At 35.2% G+C, this 15,920-nt stretch carries 11 protein-coding genes and 2 pseudogenes; 8 read left to right on the forward strand and 5 right to left on the reverse strand.

Going from position 1 to position 15,920, the window contains the following annotated elements; all coding sequences use genetic code 11:
- Positions 1–62: 62 nt before the first annotated feature.
- Together RIV7116_RS30355 and RIV7116_RS30360 are read right to left on the reverse strand one after the other, a co-directional pair.
- A complete protein-coding gene (locus tag RIV7116_RS30355; RefSeq protein WP_015122171.1) occupies positions 63–2,273 on the reverse strand; it encodes an NHLP family bacteriocin export ABC transporter peptidase/permease/ATPase subunit in 2,211 nt (736 codons plus the stop codon).
- 129 nt (positions 2,274–2,402) lie between these two features.
- The gene (locus tag RIV7116_RS30360; protein ID WP_015122172.1) at positions 2,403–4,007 is read right to left on the reverse strand and encodes an NHLP bacteriocin system secretion protein; all 1,605 of its coding nucleotides are present in this window, start codon (positions 4,005–4,007) and stop codon (positions 2,403–2,405) included.
- A gap of 339 nt (positions 4,008–4,346) precedes the next feature.
- On the opposite strand from RIV7116_RS30360, the gene RIV7116_RS30365 reads away from it, so the two are divergent.
- The 4 genes from RIV7116_RS30365 to RIV7116_RS30380 all read left to right on the forward strand — a co-directional run bounded on the left by RIV7116_RS30365 (position 4,347) and on the right by RIV7116_RS30380 (position 9,226).
- Positions 4,347–5,123, forward strand: a complete 777-nt coding sequence (locus RIV7116_RS30365; RefSeq protein WP_015122173.1) for a DUF928 domain-containing protein — start codon at positions 4,347–4,349, stop codon at positions 5,121–5,123.
- Between the two features lie 250 nt (positions 5,124–5,373).
- Positions 5,374–6,192, forward strand: coding sequence for an MBL fold metallo-hydrolase (locus RIV7116_RS30370; protein WP_015122174.1), 819 nt, complete (start codon positions 5,374–5,376; stop codon positions 6,190–6,192).
- Positions 6,193–6,497: 305 nt separating this feature from the next.
- Positions 6,498–8,963, forward strand: a complete 2,466-nt coding sequence (locus RIV7116_RS30375) for a CHAT domain-containing protein (protein WP_232435741.1) — start codon at positions 6,498–6,500, stop codon at positions 8,961–8,963.
- A gap of 101 nt (positions 8,964–9,064) precedes the next feature.
- Positions 9,065–9,226 (forward strand): hypothetical protein, encoded by a 162-nt coding sequence (locus RIV7116_RS30380; protein WP_157229355.1) that lies wholly within the window; start codon positions 9,065–9,067, stop codon positions 9,224–9,226.
- Between the two features lie 218 nt (positions 9,227–9,444).
- Here the strand turns inward: RIV7116_RS30380 and nifK are convergent.
- Together nifK and RIV7116_RS35390 are read right to left on the reverse strand one after the other, a co-directional pair.
- Positions 9,445–10,731, reverse strand: a pseudogene (nifK, locus tag RIV7116_RS30385) (nitrogenase molybdenum-iron protein subunit beta); the annotation flags it as partial.
- Positions 10,732–10,829: 98 nt separating this feature from the next.
- Positions 10,830–11,009, reverse strand: a pseudogene (locus RIV7116_RS35390) (nitrogenase molybdenum-iron protein alpha chain); the annotation flags it as partial.
- A 157-nt stretch (positions 11,010–11,166) separates the two neighbouring features.
- On the opposite strand from RIV7116_RS35390, the gene RIV7116_RS30390 reads away from it, so the two are divergent.
- Positions 11,167–12,444, forward strand: a complete 1,278-nt coding sequence (locus tag RIV7116_RS30390; RefSeq protein ID WP_015122178.1) for a site-specific integrase — start codon at positions 11,167–11,169, stop codon at positions 12,442–12,444.
- A 488-nt stretch (positions 12,445–12,932) separates the two neighbouring features.
- Here the strand turns inward: RIV7116_RS30390 and RIV7116_RS37275 are convergent, their stop codons facing one another.
- Entirely contained in the window at positions 12,933–13,253 is a 321-nt protein-coding gene (locus tag RIV7116_RS37275; protein ID WP_232435742.1) for a hypothetical protein, read from the reverse strand.
- Between the two features lie 550 nt (positions 13,254–13,803).
- Here RIV7116_RS37275 and RIV7116_RS30400 point away from each other — a divergent pair.
- The 3 genes from RIV7116_RS30400 to RIV7116_RS30410 all read left to right on the forward strand — a co-directional run bounded on the left by RIV7116_RS30400 (position 13,804) and on the right by RIV7116_RS30410 (position 15,904).
- Positions 13,804–14,202: a DUF2780 domain-containing protein gene (locus RIV7116_RS30400; RefSeq protein ID WP_015122179.1), complete on the forward strand. Its 399-nt coding sequence runs from the start codon at positions 13,804–13,806 to the stop codon at positions 14,200–14,202.
- A gap of 114 nt (positions 14,203–14,316) precedes the next feature.
- Complete coding sequence (locus RIV7116_RS30405) at positions 14,317–15,096, forward strand: dienelactone hydrolase family protein (protein ID WP_015122180.1); 780 nt, start codon at positions 14,317–14,319, stop codon at positions 15,094–15,096.
- Between the two features lie 349 nt (positions 15,097–15,445).
- The gene (locus RIV7116_RS30410) at positions 15,446–15,904 is read left to right on the forward strand and encodes a phosphate-starvation-inducible PsiE family protein (protein ID WP_015122181.1); all 459 of its coding nucleotides are present in this window, start codon (positions 15,446–15,448) and stop codon (positions 15,902–15,904) included.
- The last annotated feature ends 16 nt before the right edge of the window (positions 15,905–15,920 follow it).

Consider the following 15,920-nt stretch of genomic DNA (forward strand, 5'->3'; position numbering starts at 1 on the left):
ACATTTATATTAGTAAAAAAAATAATAATTTTGAGTATTTTCAAGCTAGTTGAGACTATACTTTAAGCAGGTGTAGCTTGCCCTTCCGAACGAATTAAATTAGCATAATAACCTTCCATTGCCCATAATTCTTCATGAGTTCCACGCTGTACTATCTTGCCTTTATCCATAACAATAATTTCATCACAATCTCTAATAGTGCTTAAACGGTGAGCAACAATAATACAAGTACATCCCCGGCGGCGGATATTTTGGTCAATAATTTTTTCGGATTCACTATCTAAAGCGCTAGTAGCTTCATCCATGACTAAAATGGAAGGGTTGTTTACCAATGCACGAGCAATTTCTAACCTTTGTCTTTGTCCCCCACTTAAATTTGCTGCTCCTTCCATCAATTCACCATTATAAGCACCCGGTAATGCCATTACAACATCATTAATAGCGGCATCTAAACAAGCTTTAACTAACTGTCCATCAGGAATTGTTGCATCCCATAAAGTTAAATTTTCTCTTACCGTTCCTCCAAAAAGTAAAATATCTTGCTCAATATATGCCAATGAATTAGTAATAATTGAAAGAGGAATAGACGAACGGAGTTCTCCATCAAAAAGAATTTCTCCTTCCCAAGGCTGATAAAGACCTGTAATAATTTTTGCAACCGTGGATTTACCAGAACCACTACCACCAACTAAAGCAACTCTTTGTCCCGGTCTTAAACTTAAGTTAAAATCTTCAATTAAAGCTGCTTCTACACGACTATAGCCAAAAGATATATTTTTTAATTCTACTTGACCTTTGAGGCGATATGTAGTTTGCGGTCTCAGTTGTCTTGGTTCTGATGAAGTAACATTCTGTAATTGAGAATCTATTGGATTATCTAAAACGTCGTCAAGACGGTTAATATCTCCTTCTAATTCCTGCAAATCTCCTGCAAAAGAAACTAAAGTATTTACTGGTTCTTGGAAACTATCCATCAAGCTTTGAAATGCCACTAGCATCCCAATACTAATATAACCATCCATTACTCTAAAACCTCCAATAACTAATATCAACATTGAAGTTAAAGAAGTTAATAATGGAGGTAAAATTCCTAAAGTTTGATTGGAAACTGCTAACTCTTGTTGTGAATTAATACCCTTAGCATAGTAACCAGCCCATCGAGCAAAGAAATCTGATTCTAATGCTCCTGCTTTAATAGTTTCCATGCCTTGCAATCCGGCAATTTCTGTACCTGCTACTTTACCCAAATCTTGAGCTAATTTCATATTCGCGTCTACGCGCTGACGAGATACCAATTGCAAAGTAAAAATATTAACAGCAGCAAAAAATATGCCGATTAAAGTTAAAATCCAGTCATAAGAAAACATAACAATGGCATAAAAAACTAGCATGACTGTATCGATAGCAGTACTTGCTAATCTCCCAGAAAGAACATCCGCTACTTTCTCATTTAAACTAACTCTATTGCTAATTTCACCTGCAAATCGTTGAGCATAGAAACTTGATGGCAATCTTAAAATATGCCAAAAGAAACGACTCGTCATACCTACAGATAATTTAATTTTTAGCTGACGCAAATAGCGTTTTTGTAAAAAAGTTAAAGCAACCTGAAGAATCCCTGCAAGTCCCATAGCAATCAGTAACGGTCGTAACCAATCCGACCTTTGTTCTATGATGATACTGTCTACAAAAATTTGATTGAAAACAGGTATTGCTAATCCAGGAATTACAAGTAAAAATCCGGCAATTACACAGTATATAAGTGCAGCAACTGAACTTTTTAATCTATCAATTAGAGAAAATACTAAATTTGGCTTTCGTCCTCCTTTTTTAAATTCTTCACCTGGTTCAAAAACTAAAACTACGCCAGTATAAGCCTCATCAAATTCTTGTAAAGATACATTTCGGGGACCTGTTGCTGGATCGTTTAAGTAAACTCGTTTGTTAACAAAACCTTCTACTACTAAAAAATGGTTAAAGTTCCAAAAAACAATGTATGGTGGCTTAATCTCTAATAAGCTATCAAGTTCTCTTTTATAACCTTTAGCTTTCATCCCATATCGTCTGGCAGCTTTAAGAACATTAGAAGCTTTACTACCATCGCGGGATACCCCACACTCTTGTCGTAATTCCGGCAATGGCACAATGCGACGATAATAACCGAGGATTATTCCTAAAGCTGCCGCACCACATTCTACCGCTTCCATTTGTAGCAATGTAGGAGTTTTGAATCGCTTTTTTGCAAGATTTGGTTTGGCTTCAGTTTTGGTCATAGAATTTGAGATTTGTGTTGGGAAAATTATTTGTCAAAAAAAGCTAAATTAATGCAGAGTTTTTGTAGAAAATTATTGGCAGAAGTCCTAGATAACAGATTTTTTATAAAACTTTGATATTTACAGTAATTATTTCAAACCAGTCCAATCTCTTAATATTGGTAATACAAAAGTTATTGGTGCCCGTTGTTCAATTTTGACACGAGTATTAGTAGTAGTTCCTTGTGAAATTGTTAATTTCGGTCCTTTAGAAGATGACCAACGATAACCGCTAAAAGTTGAATCATCAGTTTGCAACTCTGCTAAAATAGCAATTCTTGGTTCACCAGCAGTCAACTTATTTACTAATTCTTGATTTCCTAATTCTAAGGCTGCTCCTTGTGGAGTAATTGGAAAAGGAGAAACTGAAACAATTTTACCGATGATACCTCCAAATCTTTCTCTTTTGACCATATCAGGAGTAACTTGAATTTCCATTCCTGGCTGTATTTTTTTTCCATCTTTTACAGGAAAATAAGTCACAGCGAGCATTTTTCCCGTCGCACCATTATTATTAATGCTAGCAATAGTAGTTCCCGGATTAATAACTTGTCCGGCAGTCGCAGTTATTTCTAAAATACATCCAGAACGTGCGCTCACAATTGTACTGTTGTCGGCAACTTTTTGTTCTAATTGAGCAATTGCTCGCTCAACTTCCTTTATTTGATTGAGTTTACTATTTCTTGTTTCCAAATTTTCTTGATCTAAACGTTTGGTTTTAGTTTCAATTTGTTGTAACTGAGTTTCCAGTTGAGAAATAGTATTTAAGTTGTTAAGATATCTCTGTTCTATTTGTGTTTGTTTAACTTTTAATCCTTTAAGTTGAACTTGAATTTCGCTAATGCTATTGAGGTTAGATAAATACTGCTGTTGCGATTGAGTTTCTCTCAAGTCTAGCTGTTTTAATTCTGCTTGTAAAACCGCAACTTGCTGTTGCGCTTCACGGAATTGCTGTTCTACTTGTAATACTGTATCGGCTGCAATCGCTCCCTCTTTTAACAACTGTCGTCGTTTTGTCAATCTTTCTTGCTGTATAGGAATTAAAGCTCGTGCATCCTCTAATCGTTTTTGTAGGCTAATTCGCTGCTGTTTAATCGCATTAGATGACTTAGTTTTCAGAGATGGTGTCACAGCTTCTTGTCTTTGCAATCGCTGTTGTAAACTTTGACGTTGTTGAGAAATAGATACTAAATCTTGATTTTTAAGTATCGGTGAAAGTTCTCGCGCTACTTTCAAACGTTGTAGTAAACTATCTCTTTCTGAAACTAATACTTCTTTTTCTAATTTAGTACGTTGACGTTGTAGCGCGAAGCTATCGGTTTGTTGCGTTAACAATTGCGCTCGTTTGGTGCGTTGTTGTTCTAGTTGTTGCTTTAGTTCTTTGGGATCGATTGTTGCTAAGATTTGACCTTTCTCGACACATTCACCATTACGTATGTCAACTGATGTTAATTGTCCTGCAATCTGAGATTGAAGCTGTACTACTTGTCTTGGATTAATCAGGACTCCGGGAGCGTTTTCTGTAATCGGAATGCGTCCAAAAACACTCCAAACCAAAGCCGAAAACACAAAAACACCTAAAGTACCTAGCGGTAGCCAATCTCTAGGATTTACTACCTGCATTAGTTGATCCAAACGTTCTGGAGAAGATAGTCTCTCTAAAGATTCCTTTCTAAATAGTTTTTCATGTTCCATGGAACAAATACCTATGTAAAGATACTGACTTATTATGTAGTTTTTAATCTGAATATATTATTCCCGTTTGAGCAATAAAAATTACAATAGGTATTTGAATTTGAAGCTGTTTTATTTTCTTACATAAAATAAAAAATCCTCTACGGATAACTGATCGTTAACAGCTTATGTTCAGCTCGTAAAAAGAGCCATTTTGAATTTAAACCTTAATAACTGAGAGTTTGAGATTAACTTTGGGAATATTAGATATAGGAGGTAGTGCGATTGAAGCAATACCTGCTAACCATCAAACTACAAACACAAACGGGCAAATAATATTAATTTAGAAGAGCTTTGCCAATGACTTGGATTAAAAAAAAATTATATCTGGCTGCAATTCCCCTATCGATTGGGATATCTATAGCTGCGGCTGTTTCAGTAAGAGCGAATGCTCCGAATGTATTTGCAGCTACGCCAAAGAATCGTACATTAATTAGCCAGAGCTTTACCCCACCAAATCGAGAAGGAAAAAGTCCTGTGACTGCTGGAGCGGCAACTCGCGGTGGTTGTGACACAAAACAGAACCTTGTAACTCCTTTAATGCCTAAAGAGAAATTAGGATTAACTTTTGACGAAAGACCTACATTTTACTGGCATACATCTAAATCCAATGCCGAAACAGCTGAATTTTTGTTATTGGATGACAATGATGATTTAGTTTACGAGGCTAATGTAAATCTTCCCAAAAAACCAGGAATATTTGCATTTACCCTTCCTCCGGAAGCTCCGGGTTTAAAGACTAATAAGCAGTATCACTGGTATCTTTCGGTTAACTGTAGCTCTGAAGAAACAGATGATATTGTAACAGTTGAAGGTTGGGTTGAAAGAACTAAACCTAATTTAGCTACCTGGATAAAGTTAAATAAATCAACACCAAAATATCGTTCTAAAATTTATGCAGATGCTAGTATTTGGCACGAAGCTATTACTAATGTAGCTCAACAACGCTGTATTGCTCCTTATGATTCTACTATGGTGCTTTATTGGAATCAATTATTAACTTCAGTCGGTTTAAAAGAGCTAGTTTCAGAATCTATAACCAATGTATGCGAAGTTAAAAATGATGATAATAAATAAAAAAATCTAATCATTTTTTCATCGCCTTCATTTTACAATAAAATACTTTAAATACTAGTTTCTATAATTGCTCTCTCGACTTTTAAGTCGAGAGAGTTCTAAATCAATATTTCAAAAAGTGATTTGAAACGATATAAATTCCTATTTTTAAGATAATATTTACGACATTTTAATTCTAAGCAATATACTAAATTATTGAAATACAGAAAAACTATAAAACTAATCTAATGCCAAGCATTAATAAATACTGATGACAAAACTACTATTTTTAGGTTCTGGTTGTGCTTTCACTGTTGGTACGGATAACTATCAATCAAATATGCTTTTGATTACCGATACTGGAAAAAAATTCTTAATTGATTGTGGTTCAGATATCAGATATTCTTTGTATCGGCAAGGCTTTTCCTATCTTGATATTACCGATATTTATATTAGTCATATTCATGCAGATCATGTTGGTGGGCTTGAATATATTGGTTTCAGTTCTAAATTCGATCCACGATGCCAAAAGCCAAGGCTGTATACAGATAAAGAAATAATGCATAACCTCTGGAATAACTCACTATCTGGGGGAATGAAATATATAGAAAATGAAATAGTTACCTTGGAAGATTTTTTTAAGCCTATAGAAATAGATGAAGATAAAGCTTTTTACTGGGAAAACATAAAATTTAACTCAATTAAAGTCATTCATGTAAATTCTGCTTCTGTTGTAACACCTAGCTACGGTTTATTCTTTGAAATCAATGGGATAAAAGTATTCCTAACAACAGATACACAAATGCACTGGAATTCTTTGGGAAAACTTTACCAACAAGCAGATATTATTTTTCAAGATTGCGAAACTGCAAAATTTCCTAGCGGAGTTCATGCCCATTACCAAGAATTATTAGATTTACCATTATCTATAAAAAATAAAATGTGGCTTTATCACTATCAACCAGGTAAACTGCCGGATGCCAAAAAGGATGGTTTTTGTGGCTTTGTACAAAGAGGGCAAGAATTCGATTTCTCATCATCAATATTCGCAGAAAATAACTTTACAGCGATTAATTCAACTTTTGTTTAGCTGCAATTAACTGATACGTATAGCAAAAACTAGCCGCAATTAATAAATAATATTACAACTTTAATTCATCAATACTGATAGCATCTACCAAAATATTTGTAGTTTTCATGAGATATTACTATTTGAAATTAAAAAAGATTTTAACAAATAAAATTATATTTATTTGGATTAGAGGATTATTAGCTTTTTTAGTTACTATTACCATATTTAATAAAAGTTTTTATTCAAATTCATTTTTATCGAGTGCGGTTGCATCTACCCCGAAATATAGTTATCCACTCAAATACGCTAAATACGATCAAATATTGCCAGCATCAAACAATGTTGCTGATTCCCCAGACTTATTAACGCAAGCCGGTAAACAATATTATCAAAACCAGCAATTTAATCAGGCAATTGCAAAATGGCAGCAGGCACGTGAAATACTGATTTCCAAAGGTGATAATATAAATGAAGCGATAGTACTCGGTAACTTAGCACAAGCATACCAAAAATTGGGGAAAATCACCGCAGCAAAAAAGGCGATCGCTAAAAGTATTGAGATTTTATCTTCCTCTCAAAAACACCATCAAAACCTCTTAGCTAATACTTTTAATATTCAAGGAAGTTTGCTGTTATCGGAAGGTAAATCTGAAGATGCATTAGTTGTTTGGCAGCGTGCAAAAAATATATACGAAACAGTTGGAGATAAAAACGGACTAACTCGCTGTTTGCTCAATCAAACTCAAGCTTACACTCAATTAGGAATGCATACTCGGGCGCTAAATACTTTAGAAGAAGTTAATCAAAACCTAAAACTGCAACCCGATTCTGCTTTGAAAATTGTCAGTTTGCTCCAGAAAGGAGATGCTTTGAGACTGACAGGAAACCTTAAAGATTCCCAAAAAGCACTACAGCAAAGTTTGGCTATTGCTCAAAAACTTAATTCCGATACCAATATAGACAAAATTCTTTTGGCTTTGGGTAACACCTCTCGTTTTGAAAAAAAAACTGAAGAGGCTTTGAAATATTACCAGCAAGCCATCGATAAATCAAAATCCCCTGGGATAAAACTTCAAGCACGGTTGAATAAATTACGGCTTTTAATAGATACTCAAAAATTATCAAAAGCTAGAGCATTAGCAACGCAAATACAGCCTCAATTGGCAAGCATACCACCTAGTAGAACATCGGTATATGCATTAGTTAACTATGTGCAAAGTATTGAGCATTTAGAAGGTAACAAAATATTCAACAATCAAAAAGCTGCAAATAAGATAGCGGCAAAAGTTGCTAAAGCGGCTCGGCAAGCCGAAATTTTAGGAGACGATAGAGCGCAGTCTTATGCACTTGGTTACTTAGGACATATTTACGAACAGACTCAGCAGTTAAAACCAGCAAAAACATTAACCCAAAAAGCATTAATTCTGGCACAAACAAGTAATGCTCCCGACATTACTTATCGCTGGCAATGGCAATTAGGAAGATTACTAAAAAAGCAAAGTAACTTTGTAGAAGCAATTTCGGCATATGACGGTGCTGTTGCAACTCTTGATTCAATCCGCAATGAATTGGTTGCCAGCAATCTCGATATTCAGTTTTCGTTTCGTGAAAGCGTTGAACCCGTTTATCGAGAATTTGTAAGTTTATTGTTAACTCCAGAAATGGGAGAGACAAGTCAAGAAAAGCTTAAAAAAGCACGTCAGGTAATTGAATCTCTACAAATCGCAGAACTAGATAACTTCTTTCACGAGCCTTGTTTGAAAGCAAATCCGACTCAAGTCGATAGAATTGATACCCAAGCGGCAGTTATTTATCCAATTATTTTAGAAAACCGTCTGGAAACAATTGTTTCTTTACCAAAGCAACCTTTACGACACTATACTACAGCTATTTCCGAAAACGAACTAGAAAAAATGGTGCAGAAAATGCGCCGAGCTATCAGACGTAATTTCCTTAAAAAACAACACTTTGCTATCTGTCAGGAAATCTATAATCTACTTGTTAAACCATTAGAAACAGATTTAGCAGCTTCGGAGATTAAAACTTTAACATTTGTTCTAGATGGTTCCTTGAAAAATGTGCCATTAGCCGCTTTACATGATGGAAAGCAATATTTAATAGAAAAATACAATCTTGCTTTAGCTCCAGGAATGCAGTTGCTAGATCCTCAACCTTTAGCGAGTCAAAAAATGCAAGTTTTAATTGGAGCTTTAAGCGAAGGAAGACAAGGTTTTGTACCCTTACCTGGTGTTAAAAATGAAGTCGAAAAGATTAATACTGAAATTTCAACTCAAGTACTTCTCAATCAAAAGTTTACTAGCAAAGCTTTACAAAAACAAATTAGTCAAACTCCTTTTCCTATCATACATTTAGCAACTCACGGCGAATTTAGTTCTGAAGCTGAAGACACATTTGTTCTGACTTGGGATAACCGTTTAAATGTAAAAGAGTTAGGCAATATTCTTCAAAGTAGAGAACAGAGTACTACTAATCCCATCGAATTATTAGTTCTTAGTGCTTGTAAAACAGCTAGCGGTGACAAACGCGCTCCTTTGGGCTTAGCTGGTGTAGCCGTGCGCTCTGGGGCACGCAGCACCATAGCCAGTTTATGGGCAGTGGATGATGAAGCAACTTCTCAGATGATGGTAGATTTTTACGAACAAATAAATCAGCCTGGAGTCACTAAGGCAGAAGCTTTACGTAAGGCTCAAATCAAAACTTTGCAACAATCTAAGTTTAGACACCCCTATTACTGGGCAGCTTTTGTTTTAGTTGGTAATTGGCTGTAATAATTGGTAATTGGTAATTGGTATTACTCTTTCAACGTTTGCTATTAACAGTATTTTTATTTCGGCTAATTAGTATGGTTATTGGTAATCGCTTAATAATCATGCAGAAACAAGAAACTTTAGCTCAATTAATTTGTCGTACTGTATTAGAGTTTGAACAGCGCCAAGCAAAAGTAGCACAAGATAAACTTCGAGAGTATACATCAGAATCGGCTATTATTGATACATCTAACCAAACTATATCTAAACAAAAATCAGCATAATTTATAGTTTTATTAGTAACTTGTAGAATCAAGATTGTAATTTTAAATTCAATATATAGTTATTGTTTAATACGTACAGAAAATGTGATAATTCAGAAACCCGGTTTTTTTCAAAAAGCTGGGTTTTTACTATATATATAAATCCGCTTCGAGTATTGAACAAATCCAATTACCCATTACCAATTACCAATTACCAATTTTCGACTTGATAGTCAGCACATTAGAGAACGCATGTGCCACAAGTCTTTTCCAGGCCAGAAGGTTGCACCTTTACCGTAATCGCTGCTAGCACATAACTCTTCGATTTCAGCTTTAAACTCATTGTTAGAGTTGTGAACTAAAACGTGAACGGGTTCAGCACCTAGTTCCATCAAGAAGCTGGTCATACCGTATACTAAATCGGGGTCGCCGTAGATAGCAAAGCGCTTACCGTGTAACCAAGCGTGAGAGTCAGTCATAGCGTCAACTGCACGTCCGCGCTCTTCTTCTAACTCTTGAGGAATGGGCTTACCAGTTAATTCACTGAGCTTCATTAAGAACTCATCAGTTCCGCGAATACCCCAAGGGCGAACAACTGATGTGGGTTGCTTCCACTCTTTCTCCATATATTCGCGAGTCTTAGGAGTAGAATGTGCTTGCAAGCAAAGTGTAGCTTCAGCGTTGCAAGAATCAGCAGCATCTTCCAATTTTGTACCCTTGGGATACATGTTGAATTTACCATCGTTAGGTGCATCAACGTAATCGGAGTTGTCAGCTAATAAGGTATAGTCAATACCCATTAACTTAGCAATACGCTTAACTTCGCGTAAGTTGCCAACATAGGTATCAAAACCAGGGATGATATTGATTTTACCGTTGGTTTTATCTTTCTTCTTACCTTGAGTAAGGTTTAAAAGAATACCCTTCATCATATTATCGTAGCCGGTAATATGAGAACCTACGAAGCTAGGGGTGTGAGCGAAAGGTACGGGTAAATCTTCAGGAATGCCACCTTCATTTTTAGCATTACCGATAAATGAACCCAAGTCATCACCGATTACCTCAGCCATACAGGTTGTGGAAACGGCAATCATTTTAGGACTGTATAGCTTGTAAGCATTAGTCAAGCCATCAATCATATTCTTCAAACCACCGAATACCGCAGCATCTTCAGTCATTGAAGAAGAAACAGCAGAGAAAGGCTCTTTAAAGTGGCGGGTTAAGTGGGTACGGAAGTAAGCAACGCATCCCTGAGAACCTTGCACGAAGGGAAGAGTTCCTTCAAAACCAGCAGCAGCGTAAATAGCTCCTAAAGGCTGACAACCTTTTGCTGGGTTAACGGTTAAAGCTTCGCGAGCGAAGTTCTTTTCACGATATTCCCAAGACTTAGTCCATTCTGCAACTTTCTTAACTTCTTCGGGATCGTGTCCGCCTTCAAACTTTTTCTTGCCTTCAAAAAGCTCTTGATATTCCGGGTTGTGGAATAAATCAACGTGGTCTTTAATTTTATCGGGATTCTGTGGCATGTGTGTTCTCCAAGCTTGCTGGTAAATAAAAATTAGTGGTTTGATTGGGAGGATAGGGAATAAGAACAGATTTTCCTATTCCCTTTAATCCTTAATCCCTAAGCAGCTGCTTTAGCTTTTGCAGCTTGAGTAGTAGCAGCAGGTTCTTCATTCTTCCAAGGGGTTCCAATCAATTTCCAGGAAGGATTGTTGATTGCTAAATCCATGTCACGAGCGAAGATAGCGAAGCCATCATAACCGTGATAAGGTCCGGAGTAATCCTTTTTATGGTTTTTTCTTAATCTATATAAAAATGTTTTTTACAACCAATGTTAATCTGAAACATTGTTTGTTTATGACATATTTAATTATGACTTTGTTGTAGTCTAAATCTAACTATGCATCTCCAGGATTAAAGTTTTAATAAATATTGATTTTAGAGTTGAATGTTAATATATGAAAGAAAATATATTGTCAGAACTAGATAAAGTAAATCAGCGCTTAAAAGCAGCAAAGACAAAGGTAACAATTAGGGAATCAAATGGCAGTTTACAGTTACGCGCTACTTTGCCAATTAAACCAGGAGATAAAAATACGAGAGGAACGGGAAGAAAACAATATAATATCAGTTTAAATATTCCAGCGAATTTAGATGGTTTAAAAACAGCCGAAGAAGAAGCGCAGGAATTAGGAAAATTAATTGCTAGAAAAAGCTTTGCATGGAACGATAAATATTTGGGTAAAGAAGTCTCAAAAGATTTTAAAACTATAGGTGAACTATTAGAAAAATTTGAAGCAGAATATTTTAAAACCCATAAACGCACTACAAAAAGCGAACACACTTTTTATTATTATTTTACTCGAACCAAGCGATATACTAATTCTCAAGATTTAGCGATCGCCGAAAATCTGATCGACTCAATTGAAAAAATCGATAAAGAATGGGCAAGATATAATGCAGCCAGAGCGATATCTGCATTTTGCCAAACTTTTAAAATTGATATCGATTTATCAAAATATTCCAAAATGCCGGAACATAATTCCCGCAAGATACCCACCGACGCAGAGATATCTACAGGCTTTACCAAATTTGCAGATTATCTTGATACAAGAGGAAAACAAGTAAATAAAAATGTCAAAGATAGCTGGCAACTATGGCGCTGGATATACGGAATGCTTTCAGTGTATGGTTTGCGTCCGCGAGAACTATTTATCAATCCCAATATTGAATGGTGGTTGAGCGAACAAAATGCAGATATGACATGGAAGGTAGACAGAAATTGCAAGACGGGAGAAAGAGAAGCATTACCTTTATATAAGCAGTGGATTACAGATTTTGATTTAAGAAACCCTAAATATGCAAAAATGCTCGTAGATGCAGTTAACAAAAAAGATAAAAATAATCACGCACAGATAACTGCATTAACCCAAAGAGTTAGTTGGTGGTTTCGCAAAATCGCATTAGACTTTAAACCCTACGATTTACGTCATGCTTGGGCTATTCGAGCGCATATTCTTGGGGTTCCCATCAAAGCAGCAGCAGACAATTTAGGTCATAGCGTCCAGGTGCATACTCAAACTTATCAGCGTTGGTTTTCCTTGGATATGCGAAAGTTAGCAATTGATAATGCTTTGAATAAGAAGAGTGAAGTTGAGGTGATTAAGGAAGATAATCAAAGATTGAGATTAGAGGTTGAGAAGTTGAGGATGGAGAAAGTTTATAGTAATTTGTAGGGTGCGTTATCGCGAACGCTCAACTCACCAAATTAGTTGTATTTTGTTATTAAGAAGGTGCGTTGTACTCCGTGACAACAGCACCCTACATTAGCTACATATATTAAGTATTTTTAGAGATAAGATTAAAACTTGTAGGGTGTGTTGTCGCTTTAGCGCAACGCACCGAATTTATTTTATTATTAGAAAGGTGCGTTGCACTCCGTGACAACAGCACCCTACGTTAATTGTATATATCAAGTATTTATATTTAGAAATAAGATTAAAACTTGTAGGGTGTATTGTCGCTTTAGCGCAACGCACCGAATTTGTTTTGTGATTAAAAAGGTACGTTGCACTCCGTGACAACAGCACCCTTGTATATATCAAGTATTTATATTTAGAAATAAGATTAAAAATTGTAGGGTGTGTAGTCGCTTTAGCGCAACGCACCGAATTTATTTTATTATTAGAAAGGTGCGTTGCACTCGGTGACAGCACACCCTACATCATATATCCCAGGTGTCTTCAGGTACTGGAATATTCCCATCACTAGTCCAATCTGGTGGATAAATATCTTGTTTAATAAAACGGTGAATACTTGAAAAAGACCATTGTTGAGGTAATTTACAAAGTTGATGTTTTACAGGATTGTAATGTATATAATCGCAATGGTTCGCAAAATCGATTTCATTTCTAATTAAGTGTTCCCAAAAACGACGTTGCCATAAATTAGCTTCTCTACGTTTTTTTCTGGAACGAGATATTTTAAAGTTTATTCCTAACTGATTTCCATAATATTTAGTTACAAAACGTTTAATTAGAAGCATTCTTATTGAAAAATTACTATCATCTTTCGGTAGAGTTAATATACAGTGAAAATGTTCGGGTAGCAAAATAAAAGCATCTATATCAAAAGGAAATTTTTTTCTGACGTGGGTAAAAGCGTGACGTAAAGCATAACGTCACTATATCGGTACAAAGCCAAGGCTGTCTTTTATATGTTACTTGGGTAATAAAGTATGTAGCACCATCTATATAAGGTCTGCGATAATTAGGCATAAATTAAACAAGATTTCTTATGTTTGTTTAGAATGCCCATATTGATTGAATAGATTGCTATATATTGGATTTGTTTACAACATATTTATAATCTGTTAGTGCTTTATAATTATTTGGTGCGTTGCACTCCGTGACAACACACCCTAGAGGATTAACGTTAAATCTAAATACTTTTAACCTTTTTTTCAACATCTAACCATTGCGTTACCCAGCATGAAATACATGAACTATCGCGATTTCCCCCATCTTGACGGCAAAGACAATCGATGGGTAAATGAACTCGTGTAATGCTGAATACGAAAAAAAGGGATTTGATTTATGGAACTCGTTCAACAATTGGTAGGAAATCTTGGAGTACAAGAAGACCAAGCAAAGGGTGGTGCTGGTTTAATATTAAAGCTTGCTCAAGATAAGCTCGGTGGTGGTGAATTCGCTCAACTTGCCTCAGCTATTCCCGGTTCTGATGTATTGTTAGGTTCTGCACCTTCGGAAGATGCTGGTACTGGAATGATGGGTGCTTTGGGTGGTATGGCTGCTGGAATGATGGGCGGTGGTCAAGGTTCTAATTTAGGTAGTTTAATGAGTTTGGCTGGTGGTTTCCAAAAGTTGGGAATGAGTGGAGATATGGTAACTAAGTTCTTTCCTGTAATTCTTAATTTTGTGCAGCAGAAAGGTGGTGCTGATGTCGCTGGTCTTTTATCGAAAGCTCTACAGTAATTACATTTTTTAAGGTTTTTCGCAACTGTGGTTGTCTAATTATTTTTATGATTAATTGTTAGACAACCATATATTTTTATAGTGTTTTGTTTAAGCTTATCAAATTTTACAATTATGGAAATTAATACTACCCGCGTTCAAATTCCCAACAATGATTTATTAATCGATGCTTGTTTAGCTCAACCGGAAGGTAATGATAAAAGAAGTGCTGTAATTGTTTTTCAAGAAATTTTTGGTGTTAACAATAATATTCGAGACATTACCGAATTAATAGCTAAACAAGGATATGTTGCAATTGCTCCAGCGATGTATCAACGCATTGCTCCCGGTTTTGAATTTGGGTTTAGTGAGGAAGATGCTGGGTTTAGTCAAGAAGCTTACCGTTTGGGTTTGGAATATTATCAACAGGTAAAATATCAGGAGATTTTCAGCGATATTCAAGCGACAATTGCTTATTTAAAGAGTTTATCTAATGTGAAAACCGATTCTATTGGTTGTATTGGTTTTTGTTTTGGTGGTCATGTTGCTTATATGGCTGCAACTTTGCCAGATATTAAAGCAACTGCTTCTTTTTATGGTGGTGGAATTACTCAACCTAGTTATGGTGAAGAAATTCCGACTGTGAATCGTACTTCTGAAATCAATGGTACTATTTATACGTTTTTCGGTACTAATGATTCATTCATTTCCCAGGAAGATAACCAGAAAATAGAAACGGAATTAAAAAAGCATAATATTAATCATCGTGTATTTAGATATGATGCTGGACATGGATTTTTTGCAGGATTTTTTGTTGATAAATATCCATTTTTAGCACAAAACCCAAATGTAAATAGACAAGCTGCTATTGATGCTTGGAATCATGTTTTGAAATTGTTTGAAAACAACTTGTAAAATTTTAAAAAGTATGATTACATAAAATATATTTTAATAGTTATAGAATTGGCTTTTATGATTTCATGCTTCTCGATTATCACAGATATTTGGTGGAATTAGTTTTGCTTGGCTATTTCTTTAAGTGTATCCTCTGATAATCCAGCATTAAGACTGTATCAGCGTAATGGTTTTGAAGTTGTAAATCAATCCGATAATTCAGTCATCATGAAAAAAAAAGTTAAAATAGCTCTCTTTTTTAATAGATAAATAATTCAATTGCTTATAGCATATAAATCGAGTTTCTGAATCAATAATGAGTATGCTGAAACTCTATTTGTATATTATTAATTGAGTAATTTATCTGAATATGGAAACTAATCGTTCATTGACAAAACAAATACAGTTTTTATTTGAGCAAAATACTATTGTTCGCAATCTGGAAAAAGTTCAAAACTTTATTGTTATTTCCTTATGTATTGGTTTATTTTGCGTAATGTTAATTCGATTGGGTGAAATGTTCTTTTCTCTGCTAAAACCTTTGAATTTTCAAGCTATTACTTCTGATATTTTATCTATTTTAATTTTAGTTGAGTTATTTAGACTTTTAATTGTTTACCTCCAAGAACAACGTATTTCAATTGGTTCAGCAGTAGAAGTTTCTTTAGTTTCAGCTTTACGAGAAGTACTTTTAGAAGGAGTTGTCGCAATTCCTTTAGATAAACTTTTGGGAATCAGTGTTTTCTTAATTGTTTTAGGTGGACTTTTGTGGTTGCGAGCATCAATGTTTGAGCGATTTAATTCAGTCAATTTTGATGCTCATTCTTAAGGTAATAGGTTATAGG

Source organism: Rivularia sp. PCC 7116 (genome assembly GCF_000316665.1).
Lineage (GTDB): Bacteria > Cyanobacteriota > Cyanobacteriia > Cyanobacteriales > Nostocaceae > Rivularia.

Excerpts from the sequence above, each read along its gene's own strand:
- RIV7116_RS30390 (WP_015122178.1), top strand. The coding sequence starts at position 11,167 with ATGAAAGAAAATATATTGTCAGAACTAGATAAAGTAAATCAGCGCTTA.
- RIV7116_RS30360 (WP_015122172.1), bottom strand. The coding sequence starts at position 4,007 with ATGGAACATGAAAAACTATTTAGAAAGGAATCTTTAGAGAGACTATCT.
- RIV7116_RS30370 (WP_015122174.1), top strand. The coding sequence starts at position 5,374 with ATGACAAAACTACTATTTTTAGGTTCTGGTTGTGCTTTCACTGTTGGT.
- RIV7116_RS30355 (WP_015122171.1), bottom strand. The coding sequence starts at position 2,273 with ATGACCAAAACTGAAGCCAAACCAAATCTTGCAAAAAAGCGATTCAAA.
- RIV7116_RS30400 (WP_015122179.1), top strand. The coding sequence starts at position 13,804 with ATGGAACTCGTTCAACAATTGGTAGGAAATCTTGGAGTACAAGAAGAC.
- RIV7116_RS30410 (WP_015122181.1), top strand. The coding sequence starts at position 15,446 with ATGGAAACTAATCGTTCATTGACAAAACAAATACAGTTTTTATTTGAG.
- RIV7116_RS30365 (WP_015122173.1), top strand. The coding sequence starts at position 4,347 with ATGACTTGGATTAAAAAAAAATTATATCTGGCTGCAATTCCCCTATCG.
- RIV7116_RS30405 (WP_015122180.1), top strand. The coding sequence starts at position 14,317 with ATGGAAATTAATACTACCCGCGTTCAAATTCCCAACAATGATTTATTA.
- RIV7116_RS37275 (WP_232435742.1), bottom strand. The coding sequence starts at position 13,253 with ATGCTTCTAATTAAACGTTTTGTAACTAAATATTATGGAAATCAGTTA.
- RIV7116_RS30380 (WP_157229355.1), top strand. The coding sequence starts at position 9,065 with ATGCAGAAACAAGAAACTTTAGCTCAATTAATTTGTCGTACTGTATTA.